General features: G+C 39.2%; 9 protein-coding genes. All 9 read right to left on the reverse strand.

The annotated features are described in order from the left end of the window. Positions 1-57: 57 nt before the first annotated feature. The gene (gene rpsJ / locus ACMAYX_RS13185; RefSeq protein ID WP_021265868.1) at positions 58-366 is read right to left on the reverse strand and encodes a 30S ribosomal protein S10; all 309 of its coding nucleotides are present in this window, start codon (positions 364-366) and stop codon (positions 58-60) included. 166 nt (positions 367-532) lie between these two features. Beyond that, positions 533-1,723, reverse strand: coding sequence for an elongation factor Tu (gene tuf, locus ACMAYX_RS13190; RefSeq protein WP_393022178.1), 1,191 nt, complete (start codon positions 1,721-1,723; stop codon positions 533-535). A gap of 52 nt (positions 1,724-1,775) precedes the next feature. Next, positions 1,776-3,851: an elongation factor G gene (gene fusA / locus ACMAYX_RS13195; protein WP_412472042.1), complete on the reverse strand. Its 2,076-nt coding sequence runs from the start codon at positions 3,849-3,851 to the stop codon at positions 1,776-1,778. 163 nt (positions 3,852-4,014) lie between these two features. Then, positions 4,015-4,485 (reverse strand): 30S ribosomal protein S7, encoded by a 471-nt coding sequence (rpsG, locus tag ACMAYX_RS13200; RefSeq protein WP_103219304.1) that lies wholly within the window; start codon positions 4,483-4,485, stop codon positions 4,015-4,017. Positions 4,486-4,576: 91 nt separating this feature from the next. Then, positions 4,577-4,951: a 30S ribosomal protein S12 gene (rpsL, locus tag ACMAYX_RS13205; protein WP_021266546.1), complete on the reverse strand. Its 375-nt coding sequence runs from the start codon at positions 4,949-4,951 to the stop codon at positions 4,577-4,579. A 108-nt stretch (positions 4,952-5,059) separates the two neighbouring features. Continuing rightward, entirely contained in the window at positions 5,060-9,178 is a 4,119-nt protein-coding gene (rpoC, locus tag ACMAYX_RS13210) for a DNA-directed RNA polymerase subunit beta' (protein WP_412472043.1), read from the reverse strand. 46 nt (positions 9,179-9,224) lie between these two features. Beyond that, a complete protein-coding gene (rpoB, locus tag ACMAYX_RS13215; RefSeq protein WP_103219306.1) occupies positions 9,225-13,352 on the reverse strand; it encodes a DNA-directed RNA polymerase subunit beta in 4,128 nt (1,375 codons plus the stop codon). Between the two features lie 162 nt (positions 13,353-13,514). Then, on the reverse strand, positions 13,515-13,883 hold the full coding sequence (gene rplL, locus ACMAYX_RS13220; RefSeq protein ID WP_103219307.1) for a 50S ribosomal protein L7/L12: 369 nt from the start codon (positions 13,881-13,883) through the stop codon (positions 13,515-13,517). A 50-nt stretch (positions 13,884-13,933) separates the two neighbouring features. Then, on the reverse strand, positions 13,934-14,464 hold the full coding sequence (rplJ, locus tag ACMAYX_RS13225; RefSeq protein ID WP_103219308.1) for a 50S ribosomal protein L10: 531 nt from the start codon (positions 14,462-14,464) through the stop codon (positions 13,934-13,936). Positions 14,465-14,530 lie beyond the last annotated feature (66 nt).

Raw genomic sequence — 14,530 nt, forward strand, 5'->3', positions numbered from 1 at the left:
TCACTCTTCTCCAAGAGATGCATGCATGGTTAATAATAAAAATTTTTTTCGTTTATACTAGTACTTGATCTCTACGTCAACACCAGCTGATAGATCTAACTTCATTAGGCTATCAACAGTTTGTTGAGTTGGATCAACGATATCAATTAGTCTCTTGTGCGTTCTCATTTCGAATTGCTCACGAGATTTTTTATCTTTGTGAGGTCCTCTAAGAACTGTAAACTTGTTAATTTCTGTTGGTAATGGGATTGGACCCGCTACTCTTGCGCCTGTCTCTTTAGCTGTTTGTACGATCTCATCAACTGAGCTATCTAGAAGCTTGTGATCATATGCGCGTAATTTAATTCTTAACTTAGAAGCTTTCATACTCATCCTATTATCAATTTTAAAAGTTGAACCTGACTTTTACTGTTTTTTTGGGCCTATTGTCAAATTATTTTTACGCTAGGCCATATATTTTTTACGCGTCAATTCAAAATATTGAGCATAAAAAAGGGGTGATTTAAAAATCACCCCAATATTTAACTAAAAATTAGTCTAGAATTTCAGATACTGTACCAGCACCGATTGTTCTACCACCCTCACGGATTGCGAACTTAAGACCTTTTTCCATCGCGATTGGAGTAATTAGCTCTACTGCGAAAGAAGTGTTGTCACCTGGCATAACCATTTCAACACCGTCTGCAAGTGTAATATCACCTGTTACGTCTGTTGTTCTGAAGTAGAACTGTGGTCTATAACCTTTGAAGATTGGAGTGTGACGTCCACCTTCATCTTTTGAAAGGATATATACTTCACAGTTAAATTTCGCGTGTGGCTTTACTGAACCTGGCTTGATTAGACACTGACCACGCTCTACTTCTTCACGCTTAACACCACGTAGAAGAAGACCAACGTTATCACCTGCTCTACCTTCGTCAAGAAGCTTTCTGAACATCTCAACACCAGTTACAGTTGTTTTAGTTGTTTCTTTAATACCAACGATTTCGATTTCTTCGTTAACTTTGATAATCCCTCTTTCAACACGTCCTGTACAAACTGTACCACGTCCTGAAATTGAGAATACGTCTTCTACTGGCATTAGGAAGTCAAGGTCTGTTGCTCTAGCTGGAGTTGGGATGTACTCATCAACTTGTGCCATAAGCTCTAGAACTTTATCTTTACCAATTGCATCGTCTCTCATTTCAAGAGCTGCAAGTGCAGAACCAGCTACGATAGGAATATCGTCACCTGGGAAGTCGTATGAAGATAAAAGTTCTCTTACTTCCATCTCTACTAGCTCAAGTAGTTCTTCGTCGTCTACTTGGTCTACTTTATTTAAGAATACTACGATCGCTGGTACACCTACCTGACGTGCAAGAAGGATGTGCTCTCTAGTTTGTGGCATTGGCCCATCAGCCGCTGAACATACTAGGATCGCTCCGTCCATTTGTGCTGCACCTGTAATCATGTTCTTTACATAGTCAGCGTGACCTGGACAGTCTACGTGTGCGTAGTGTCTGTTAGCTGTTTCGTATTCAATGTGTGAAGTATTGATTGTAATACCTCTAGCTTTTTCTTCTGGTGCTGAATCGATTTCGTCGAATTTTCTTACGGCACCACCAAGTGCGTTAGCTAATGTGATTGAAATTGCCGCTGTAAGAGTTGTCTTACCGTGGTCAACGTGCCCGATCGTACCAATGTTTACGTGGGGCTTACTTCTGTCAAAAGATTCTTTTGCCATCTTTTACTCCTGCGTTATTACTTAGTTTAGTAGTTAAAAAATCTAAAGTGTTTTAGATGTATATTCCTCGTTTTTCAAGTATTTCTTTGGCCATATTCATAGGAATCTCTTCATATCTATCAAAATTCATCGTGAAGCTAGCACGACCCTGAGATTTTGAACGTATATCTGTTGAGTATCCAAACATTTCCGATAGCGGAACTTCTGCATCGATAACTTCTTTATCTTGCTTTACACCCATCGAATGGATCTTTCCGCGTTTCATATTAATGTCTGAAATAATATCACCTGTGTAATCAGAAGGTGTTACGATTTCAAGACTCATTTTAGGCTCTAGTAATGATAGGCCAGCTTTTCGGCATGCAGCTCTAAAAGCATTAGAAGCAGCAATAGCATAAGCTACTTCTGAACCTTCATCATCATTAAATTCAGCGGCAACAAGTTTCGCTTTAATATTAATAAATGGATAACCCGCAAGAGCACCACCCATAGATGTATCCTTAATACTCTTTTCAATAGCATCAATAAATTCTTGTGGTAAATCTCTTTTAGTTAATTCAGTTTCAAATAAGACACCAGCTTGCGAATCAGCTTGCTCAACTTCAATAACAGCGTTTCCAAATACCATTTTACCAGCTTGTTCGCGGTGAAATGTATCTGATTCTTTAGCTGTTGACGTGATACTTTCACGATATGAAACTTGAGGATCACCAACACGGATACCTACTTTGAACTCTCTTTCTAAACGATCACAAATAATTTCAAGGTGAAGTTCACCCATACCAAAAATTAGAAGTTGACCTGTTTCTTTATTATGTTGAAAAGAGAATGATGGATCTTCTAGCTTAAGTTGACCTAGGGAACTCATTAGCTTCTTTTCATCATTTGCTGTTTTTGGCTCAATCGCTACTGAAATAACCGATTCTGGAAAATCCATTAGATCATAAATTATAGTACGATTTTCGGCACAAAGTGTTTCACCAGTAACAGTTTCCTTTAAACCAGAAATTGCAATGATATCTCCGGCCTTAGCTTCTTGTAATTCAGTTCTTTTGTCAGCATGCATTTGAAGAATTTTATTAACTCTCTCACGCTTACCCTTATGTGGATTATAAACCTGTGCACCAGACTTAATTGTTCCTGAATAAATTCTGAAAAATGTTAAAGATCCAACAAACGGGTCCGTTGCAATCTTGAAAGCAATTCCAGAAAATGCTTCTTCAGTATCAGGTTTTCTAATTTCTTCTTTATCGTGATTCTTACCGTTAACACCTTTGACTTCCCCACGATCAACTGGAGAAGGAAGGTATGCGCAAACCGCATCTAGTAGAGGCTGAACACCTTTGTTCTTGAAAGCTGACCCACAAAGAACAGCAACGAACTCGTGATTAATAACAGCTTCTCTAATTGCTGTAACAATTCTTTCTTCAGTAATTTCTTCACCCGAAAGATAGTCTTCAGCAAGCTGATCATCATAATCGGCTAATGTTTCAATAAGCTCTTCACGTGCTAACTGAGCATCATCTTCAAGCTCAGAAGGAATCTCTTCGATTTGCACAGTTGAACCTAGGTCTTCGTCCTTAAAAAGCACGGCCTTCATTGCAACTAAATCAACAACACCTCTAAATGTATCCTCTGCACCAATTGGTAATTGAATAGCAGCCGCTGTTTTTCCAAGTTTTTCTCTGATCTCATCAAGACACATTTGAAAGTTTGCCCCAACGCGATCCATTTTATTAACAAAAGCAATTCGAGGAACCTTATACTTATCAGCTTGGCCCCATACAGTCTCAGATTGAGGCTCTACACCAGCTACAGCGTCGAATACACCAACTGCACCATCTAAAACTCTAAGAGCTCTCTCAACCTCAATTGTGAAGTCTACGTGACCTGGTGTATCGATGATATTGATATTAGTTTTGTTCCAAGTACAAGTCGTCGCAGCAGAAGTAATAGTAATCCCACGTTCCTGCTCTTGAACCATCCAGTCCATAGTAGCAGCACCATCATGAACCTCACCAATCTTGTGGCTTTTTCCCGTGTAGTAGAGAATACGTTCAGTTGTCGTCGTTTTACCCGCATCAATATGCGCCATAATTCCGATATTACGAATATTTTCTAAACTCATACAAAGTCCTTAAAAATTTAATTTTTGCAGACATATAATTAACATAAATATGGAATTTTAGATAGGAATAAAACTTTGGAGAATAAATGGTTTTAGAAATAAAAAGGCTCCCATTAGGGAGCCTTCTATTAGTTTATTATGGACTTTATTGCTTATTTTCGAACTACCACTTAAGGTGAGCAAAAGCTTTGTTAGCTTCTGCCATTTTGTAAGTGTCTTCACGCTTCTTAACAGCGCCACCTCTACCTTGAGAAGCATCGATGATTTCATCAGATAGTTTCTCAACCATAGTTCTACCACCACGTGATCTAGCATAGTCTCTCAACCATCTTAGAGCTAGTGATTGTCTTCTGTTATTTCTAACTTCAACTGGAATTTGGTAAGTTGCACCACCAATACGACGAGACTTAACCTCTACCGCTGGCTTAATGTTAGAAAGGGCTTTCTTAAATACCTTTAACGGCTCTTCACCAGTTTTTGATTCAACTCTTTGAAGTGCACCATAAAAGATTTTTTCAGCAACAGATTTTTTTCCGTCTTTCATAAGTGCGTTTACACACTTAGCAACTACAACGTCTTGAAAGATCGGATCTGGAAGTACTTCTCTCGTCTGTGCTCTATGTTTTCTACTCATATTTTTTCTCCTTCACCGGAAACAGTTAAAACTGATCGATTACTCACCTCATGCCATGTTGCAATCGGTGTCACAATTAGTTAACTAAAAATTATTTCTTTGGTCTCTTACAACCGTACTTAGATCTTCTCTGTCCTCTTTTATCAACACCTTGGCAGTCTAGTGTACCTCTAATAGTGTGATAACGAACCCCTGGAAGGTCTTTTACTCTACCACCACGAATCATAACGATCGAGTGCTCTTGTAGATTGTGTCCTTCACCACCAATGTATGAAGTAACTTCAAATCCACTTGTTAGTTTTACCCTACAAACCTTTCTCATAGCTGAGTTTGGTTTCTTAGGAGTAGTTGTATATACTCTTGTACATACACCGCGTCTTTGAGGACACGCTTTTAAGGCAGGTGACTTAGTTTTTTCAACTTTATCAGTTCTACCTTTTCTAATTAATTGGTTAATCGTAGGCATTTCCGCTCCTTAACTACAACAATATTTCCACAATAAAAATAGGCTTTTAAGCCCATAATAAACTATAGAGGGATGGTGTAACACACCACCCCTCAATTAAGCAAGTTTTTATAGCATAAGTGTAGAAGTTTCTTCTAGAGAATCATCTTCTTCAACAAATGCTTCGTAATCACGGTACTTCGAGATACCAGAACCAGCTGGAATCAGGCGACCCATAAGTACGTTCTCCTTAAGACCACGTAATAAATCCTTTTTACCTTCAAGCGATGCTTGAGTTAAGATCTTAGTTGTCTCTTGGAAAGATGCAGCTGATAAGAATGAATCAGTAGAAAGAGCTGCTTTAGTAATACCAAGTAGAACTGGTCTTGCTTGAGCTGGCTCATATCCATCAGCAACTAGTTGCTCATTTGTTTCAAGTAATTCTGCTTTAGTTACAGAGTCACCAACAACAAATGTAGAGTCACCTGGATCAGTTACTTCAACTTTTTTAAGCATTTGAGAAACGATTACCTCAATGTGCTTATCATCGATATCTACACCTTGTAGACGGTATACAGCTTGAATCTCATCAACGATGTATCCTGCAAGTTCTTTAATACCAAGTACTCTTAGGATATCGTGTGGGTTAGCTGGACCATCCATAATAGCTTCACCTGAACGGATATAGTCACCTTCGTTTACAGTTACATAGCGTCCCTTAGGAATTGTGTAAACTACTGGATCAGATCCATCTTCAGGTCTAATAAGAATTCTTCTAGAACCTCTTACTTCAGCACCAAACTCGATTGTACCAGTTACGTCAGCAATCTGAGATGCTTGAGCAGGTTTTCTAGCTTCGAAAAGCTCAGCTACTCTTGGAAGACCCCCAGTAATATCTTTTGTTTTCGTCGTTTCACGAGAAACTTTAGATACTACGCTACCAACTTCAACTTCATCACCTTCAGTTACAGTTAGAGTTGCACCAACTTGTAGACGGTAAGAAGCTTGTCTGTTTGTTCCAGGAACAATAATTGGGTTTCCATCAGCATCAAGAATCGTAATTCTTGGTTGAAGTGAAGGATCCTTAGTTTCTGTTACAGTTCTTTGAGTTAGACCTGTTACTGCATCTGTTTGCTCAGCAAGAGTTGCACCAACTACTAAGTCTTCAAACTTAACAAAACCAGCTACTTCTGTAAGAAGTGGAATCGAGAACGGGTCCCATTCAATCAGAGTATCCCCTACGTTTACTTCACTACCTTCAGAGAAGTGTAGCTTTGAACCGTAGATTGCTGGATATTTTTCTTTTTCAACACCACGAGCATCCTTAATGATAAGCTCACCAGTCTTGTTCATAACAAGAAGACCAGTTGGTGTTTCAACAGTTACAACATTGTTGTATACAACTTTACCAGATGTACGAACAGTTGTTTTATTTACTTGTGCACCAGCTGTTGCTGTACCACCAACGTGGAATGTACGCATTGTAAGCTGTGTACCAGGTTCACCAATTGACTGAGCAGCGATAACACCAACAGCTTCACCAACTGAAACCATTGTACCTCTTGCAAGGTCGCGTCCGAAACAAGCCGCACAGAAACCATGTCTTTCGTTACAAGTAAGAACAGATCTAACCTTGATTTGGTCAACTTCTTTCTCTTCTAGTAACACAAGGTCTTTTTCTGTAAGTAGGTGACCTGTTGGAAGAACTTCATTACCTTCTGCAGAGATAACTGGAGCTGCTGTTACACGGCCCATTGCTCTAGAAGCAACGTGCTCAACAACTTCACCAGACTCAATACGAGAAGTTAGTGTAATACCATCAGTTGTTCCACAATCTTCAGCTCTAATGATACCGTCTTGAGCAACATCTACTAGACGTCTCGTTAGGTAACCAGAGTTTGCTGTCTTCAGGGCAGTATCGGCTAGACCTTTACGAGCACCGTGTGTAGACGTGAAGTATTGTAGTGCCGATAGACCTTCACGGAAGTTTGAAGTAATTGGCGTTTCAATAATCTCACCAGATGGCTTGGCCATTAGACCCCTCATCGCAGCAAGCTGTCTCATCTGCTGTGCAGAACCCCTTGCTCCTGAGTTTGCCATCATATAAAGAGCGTTGAATGAAGGAGCGTAAATTGGCTCTTCACCTTCTTTATCTGAAGTAAATTCATCAGTAGAAATTTTCTCAAGCATAACCTTAACAAGTTTCTCTGTAGTTTGTGACCAAACGTCAACAACCTTGTTATATCTCTCACCATTAGTGATCGAACCTTCGTTATACTCTTCTGTAATTCCGTGAACTTCATCATGAGCTTCTTTAAGAATTCCTTCTTTTTCAGAAGGGATTTCCATATCAACAACGTTAATAGAAATACCAGCTTTTGTAGCATTGCTATAACCAAGTTGCATAAGACCATCAGCAAGTAGAACAGTATCTTTTTCAGATCCTCTTCTGTAAGCAAGGTCAAGAAGCTTAACTAGTTCTTTCTTACCAAGAATGATGTTTACGTCTTCGAAGTTTAGACATGAAGGAACGATATCGAATACGAATGTACGTCCAACAGTAGTCTCATGTACTTCACCACCAATACGTACTTTAATTGGTGCTTGTAGGTGTAGGTTACCTGAGTGGTAAGCAAACTGAGCTTCTTCTTTAGAAGAGAAAGTTTTCCCGTATCCACGAGCATATGGTCTAACACGAGTCATGTAGTAAAGACCAAGTACGATATCCTGAGATGGAGTAATAATTGGTGAACCATCTTTTGGAGAAAGAATATTATTTGTCGACATTGCAAGAACACGACACTCAATTTGAGCTTCAAGTGATAGAGGAACGTGAACGGCCATCTGGTCACCGTCGAAGTCAGCGTTGAATGCAGTACAAACAAGAGGGTGAAGACGGATAGCCTTACCTTCAATAAGTACAGGTTCGAAACCTTGGATACCAAGTCTGTGAAGAGTTGGTGCACGGTTAAGAAGTACTGGGTGTTCTTGTACAACTTCTTCAAGGATATTCCATACTTCTTCTTTTTGTTGCTCAACCATACGCTTAGCAACTTTAATAGTAGTACAGTGTCCTTTTTCAATTAGCTTGTTGTAGATAAACGGCTTGAAAAGTTCAAGTGCCATAAGCTTAGGAAGACCACACTGGTGAAGTCTTAAGCTTGGACCAACAACGATTACAGAACGTCCTGAGTAGTCAACACGCTTACCAAGTAGGTTTTGACGGAAACGTCCTTGCTTACCTTTTAACATATCAGAAAGTGATCTTAGTGGACGCTTGTTAGCACCAGTAAATACTTTACCACGACGACCATTATCAAATAGAGCATCTACTGCTTCTTGAAGCATTCTCTTTTCGTTTCTGATGATGATTTCAGGAGCATTAAGTTCTTTAAGTCTTCTAAGACGGTTGTTTCTGTTAATAACACGTCTGTATAGATCGTTAAGATCTGAAGTTGCAAAACGTCCTGCTTCAAGTGGAACAAGAGGTCTTAAGTCTGGTGGAAGGATAGGAATAACATCCATCATGAACCACTCAGGCTTGTTTTCAGACTTCATAAGAGATTCAACAACTCTTAATCTTTTAACAAACTTAGTTCTTGCCATCTCTGTAGTTGCGTTAGCAAGACCACGTCTTAGGTTTTTATTTTCAAGATCGATATCAAGCTTAGAAAGTAGCTCTTGAACAATTTCTCCACCCATACCAGCTTCGAAATCAATACCTTGATCTTTAAGTTCATAATATTGTTGCTCAGAAATTACGCGACCTACATCTAGACCACCTTCAACACCATCAGTTGCTGAAGCAGTTACGATATATGCTTCATAATATAGAACTTTTTCAAGTTCTTTAAGAGAAAGGTTAAGAAGAGCTGCCATTCTTGATGGAAGTGAACGTAGGAACCAAATGTGAGCAACTGGAGTTGCTAGTTCAATGTGTCCACATCTTTCACGACGTACTTTTGAAAGTGTAACTTCAACACCACACTTCTCACATACAACACCTCTGTGCTTCATTCTCTTGTACTTACCACAGATACATTCGTAATCTTTTACTGGTCCGAAAATCTTTGCACAGAATAAACCGTCTCTTTCTGGCTTATAAGTTCTATAGTTAATAGTTTCTGGTTTTTTTACTTCACCAAATGACCACTCTCTGATTGTATCAGGAGAAGCAAGCTTGATAGATACACCTTCAACGCTTACTGGATCTTTTGGCTTATCAAAAAAGTTTAAAAGGTCTTTCATTTTTTTATGCCCTCTTAATATACGGCAGGACTAAGCCTGCCATAAATTAACGAATAGATTCTTCAATTCTGTCTTCTTCAAGTTTAACGTCTAGACAAAGTGCTTGAAGCTCTCTGATTAGAACGTTGAACGATTCAGGAAGACCTGGTTCTAGTACTTGCTCACCTTTAACGATTGACTCATACATTCTTGTTCTACCGATAACGTCATCTGACTTAACAGTTAAGAACTCTTGAAGAGTATAAGCTGCACCGTATGCTTCAAGTGCCCAAACTTCCATTTCCCCAAGTCTCTGACCACCGAACTGAGCCTTACCACCAAGTGGCTGCTGAGTTACAAGTGAGTAAGGACCTGTAGAACGTGCGTGAAGTTTTTCGTCTACAAGGTGGTGTAGCTTAAGCATGTACATAACACCAACAGTAACGTCCTCTGCGAAAGCATCACCAGTCTTACCATCAAATAGAGTTGTTTTACCATTTGACTCAAGATCAGCTAACTCAAGCATTTCTCTGATATCTGCTTCTGAAGCACCATCAAATACTTTAGTAGAGAAACGAACACCGCTTGTAAGTTTCTTAGCAAGGGCCATAACAACATCATCTGCTGCAGACTTTAACCAAGCTTCAACTTCTGGCGTCTTATAAATTTTGTAAATGAAATCCTTAATCTCGTGAACTTTCATTTGCTCTTCAAGCATAACCTTGATTTTTTCACCAAGACCACGTCCGGCCCATCCAAGGTGAAGCTCAAGAAGCTGTCCGATGTTCATACGAGAAGGTACCCCTAGTGGGTTAAGTACGATTTCAACAGGTGTACCATCAGCAAGATAAGGCATATCTTCACGTGGAACTACGTTAGAAATAACACCTTTGTTACCGTGACGACCGGCCATCTTATCACCTGGCTGAAGCTTACGCTTAATCGCAACGTATACAGTAATCTTTTTGATTACACCTGGTGGAAGTTCATCACCTCTATGAAGTTTTGCAATCTCATCAGTTGTCTTAGCTCTAACTCTGTTGATCTTGTTTCTAACATCTGCGAAATACTCAGATAGTTTTTCTTCAAGCTCAGCTTGTAGTGGTAAGTAACCAATTAGCTCAAATGGAATTGATGCAAGAATTTCACCTGTAATCTCTGTTCCTTTAGAAAGTAGTTCAGCTGAACCATCTTCAGAAACAAGTACATCAGTAACTTTTGCACCTTTAAGCATATCTGCAATCTTAAGAATTGCTGAAGTTTGGATTGCCTTAATCTCAATTCTTTCATCTCTTCTTAGAAGAGTTGTCTCTTGCTCGATAATATCCTTAGATCTTGAACAAAGCTCAACACCTTCACGAGTATAAACTCTAGCATCAATTACTGTACCGTAAACAGATGAAGGAACTCTTAGTGAAGTATCTTTTACGTCACCAGCTTTATCACCGAAGATAGCTTTAAGAAGTTTTTCTTCTGGAGAAAGTTGAGTTTCACCTTTTGGTGTAATTTTACCAACTAGAATGTCTCCTGGCTTAATGATAGCACCAACTCTAACGATACCAGCTTCATCAAGATCTTTTAAAGACTCTTCTGAAACGTTTGGAATATCGCGAGTGATTTCTTCTTTACCAAGTTTAGTATCACGAGCTTCAACTTCGAATGCTTCGATGTGAATTGAAGTAAACACGTCTTTTGCAAGAAGGTCTTCAGAAATCAGGATCGAGTCTTCGTAGTTATAACCACCCCATGGCATGAATGCTACAAGTGGGTTTTGCCCTAGTGCTAGGTCACCGTTATCAGTACCAGGTCCGTCAGCAAGAACGTCACCTTTCTTAACGATATCACCTTCTTTTACAAGAGCTTTTTGGTTATTACATGTGTTCTGGTTAGTTCTTTGATATTTTACTAGTTTGTAAATATCTACACCAGACTCACCGTCTTTGAAGCTATCTCTTTGAATAACAATTCTGTTTGAATCAACAAAGATAACTCTTCCGTTGTCGTTTGCTACAAGAACTGCACCAGAATCTCTAGCTACAATTCTTTCAGTACCAGTACCAACGATAGGAGCTTCAGTTTTAACAACAGGCACGGCCTGTCTCATCATGTTCGATCCCATTAGGGCACGGTTGGCATCATCGTGCTCAAGGAAAGGAATTAGTGATGTTGCAACTGAGATCATCTGAGTTGGAGAAACGTCCATCAGGTTAACTTCTGATGCATCAACAAGTGTGAATTCACCAGAAGCACGTGCTGCAACTTGAGCACCAACTAGCTGACCTTCTTTAATGTTATTAGCATCGATCTGAGCGATAACTTTACCTTCCTCTTGGAAAGCAGTGAAATACTCTACATCACCAATCTTTTGGTCTTCACCAATAGTTAGGTATGGAGTTTCAATGAAACCGTATTCAGATACTTTTGCAAATGTTGCAAGAGAAGTAATTAGACCAATGTTTGGTCCTTCAGGAGTCTCAACCGGACACATTCTTCCGTAGTGAGTTACGTGAACGTCACGAACTTCGAAAGATGCTCTTTCTCTCGTTAGACCACCTGGCCCAAGAGCTGAAAGACGACGCTTGTGAGTTACTTCTGAAAGTGGGTTCGTTTGATCCATAAACTGTGAAAGTTGTGATGAACCAAAGAATTCCTTAACGGCAGCAGCAACTGGCTTTTGGTTAACAAGATCGTATGGCATCATTGTATCAATTTCTTGAATTGCCATTCTTTCTTTAACCGCTCTTTCCATACGAACTAGACCAACTCTAAATTGGTTTTCAAGTAGTTCACCTACAGGTCTAACACGTCTGTTACCTAAGTGGTCGATATCATCAACACGTCCCTTACCGTTGTTAAGTTCAACAAGGTACTGGATAGTTGTAATAATATCTTCTTTAGTTAAAACAGTGTTCTCAACAGGAACATCAGTCTTAAACTTATAATTGATTTTCATACGACCAACACGAGATAGGTCATATCTTTCTTCATCAAAGAAAAGTCCTTGGAAAAGAACTTCAGCAGCTTCAACCGCTGGAGGTTCACCTGGTCTTAATCTTTCGAAGATTTTTAGAAGTGCATCTTCTTTAGCATCTGTTTTATCTAGAAGAAGAGTGTTTCTGATCTGATCACCAAAGTTGATCATATCAATGTAAAGACATTCTACTTCAGATACACCAGCAGCAATTAGTTCCTGAATCTTTGCTTCAGAAAGCGCTTCGTTAGCAAGACAGATTACTTCACCAGTAGTTTCATTGAAGATATCTTTAGCTGCAACTTTACCTACAACTTCTTCAAGCTGAGCAGGAATTTCAGTTACACCAGCATCCGCTAATCTCTTAATAGATGCTTTAGAGAATTTCTTCCCTTTTCTAACAATTGCTTTACCTGTTTTTGGATCAAGAACATCATTTGTTGCACGAGTTCCAGTCATTAGAGATAGGTCTAATGATCTTACAAACTCACCATTCTTAGCAAACTTGATTGTTTCAATATTATAGAACATATCAAGAATTTCTTCAGTACTGAAACCAAGCGCTTTAAGAACTACAGTTGCATGTAATTTTCTTTTTCTATCAATTCTAGCAAATAGAATATTCTTATGATCGAATTCGAAGTCTAGCCAAGAACCTCTGTGAGGAATAATTCTTGCAGAGTAAAGAAGCTTACCACTTGAGTGCTTCTTCCCACCGTCGTGTTCAAAAACGATACCAGGAGATCTGTGAAGCTGAGAAACAATAACTCTCTCAGTTCCGTTATATACAAAAGAACCAGTCTCTGCCATCAGAGGAATGTTTCCTAAGTAAACTTCCTGTTCTTTAATTGAAGAAACAGTTCTTTGTTCATTACCATCTTTGTCAACAGCTACATCATAGAATACTAGACGAACAACTACCTTAAGTGGCGCTTCATATGAAAGGCCTCTTTGACGACACTCTTTTACAGTGTACTTAGGTTGTTCTAGTGAGTAGCTTACGAACTCTAACGATACAGTTTTGTTAAAGTCGTGGATTGGAAATACAGAGTTGAATACAGCCTGTAATCCCATTTCTTCTCTTTGAGAAGGAGGTACGTCCTTTTGAAGGAAATCATCATAGGACTTCTTTTGTAGAAGCATGAGTGGAGGCGTCTCTAACACAGATGGTGTTGAGGCAAAGTTCTTACGAAACCACTCGTTTGGTCTAAAAACCTCAGTCATTATGGTTCTCCCGGGTTTTAATTGTTTTAACGTGCACGTATATTTTTTAGTTACTTAATAACTTTTTTTTTCGGTTTTTACAAACGCAAAAAAGGTGTGAAGATCGCTAAATCTCCACACCTGTATTTTTTAATTTTTTATGCAATGAGCAAGGGGCTTAAATTACTTAAGCTCAACCTTTGCACCAGCAGCTTCAAGTTTTTTCTTGATTTCTTCTGCTTCTTCTTTAGATACTGCTTCTTTAACAGTCTTTGGAGCACCTTCAACCATTTCTTTTGCTTCCTTAAGACCTAGACCAGTGATTCCTCTAACTTCTTTAATAACGTTGATTTTCTTAGCACCTGCGTCAGCAAGAACAACGTCAAATTCAGTTTTTTCTTCAGCAGCAGCACCACCAGCAGCAGCACCAGCAACAGCTACAGGAGCAGCTGATACACCAAATTTTTCTTCAAGTTCTTTAACTAGCTCAGCTACTTCAAGAACAGTCATGTTTGAGATTTTTTCAATTAATTGATCATTTGTAATAGACATATATAACTCCTAAAAATTTAAAATAACTTTAACTCTAACTTTGTTAATTACTATTCTGCAGATTCTTCAGCTGCAACTGGCGCAGCTTCAACGCCTGCTTCTTTTTGCTCTTTAATTGCATTAAGAACTCTAGCAAATGCTGAGATCGGTGCATTAAATGTCGCAAGAAGAGTACCAAGCATCTCATCACGAGATGGTAGGTCTGCAATTGCATTTACTTCTGCTGGTGTTAGTGCTTTACCATCAAGTAAACCACCTCTAAGCTCTACTAGTTCAAACGCTTTTCCACATTCTTTTAGTGCCTTAGCAACAGCTGGTGCTTCTTCAAATGCGAAAGCAACAGCTTGCGTACCTTTAAGACCAGAAAGTAATCCTTCTGCATCTGTTCCGGCCGCTGCCTTAGAAAAAAGTGTGTTACGAGTAACAACTAGCGATCCACCCGCTTCGCGGATAGATTTTCTTAGAGCTGTGGCGTCATTAGATGGTAGTCCAATAACGTTTGTTAGAAAGATAGCGTTGGCATCAGTGATCTTCTTTTTTAGACCATCGATGATAACGTCTTTCTCTGCTCTAGTTAACATCGTTTACCTCCTAAACTACTGGAGGGAGATTTCATGCAGGCTTTATGTAGCTTCAAACTTAATCAG

The sequence above is a fragment of the Halobacteriovorax sp. RT-2-3 genome (genome assembly GCF_047085075.1).
GTDB lineage: Bacteria > Bdellovibrionota > Bacteriovoracia > Bacteriovoracales > Bacteriovoracaceae > Halobacteriovorax_A.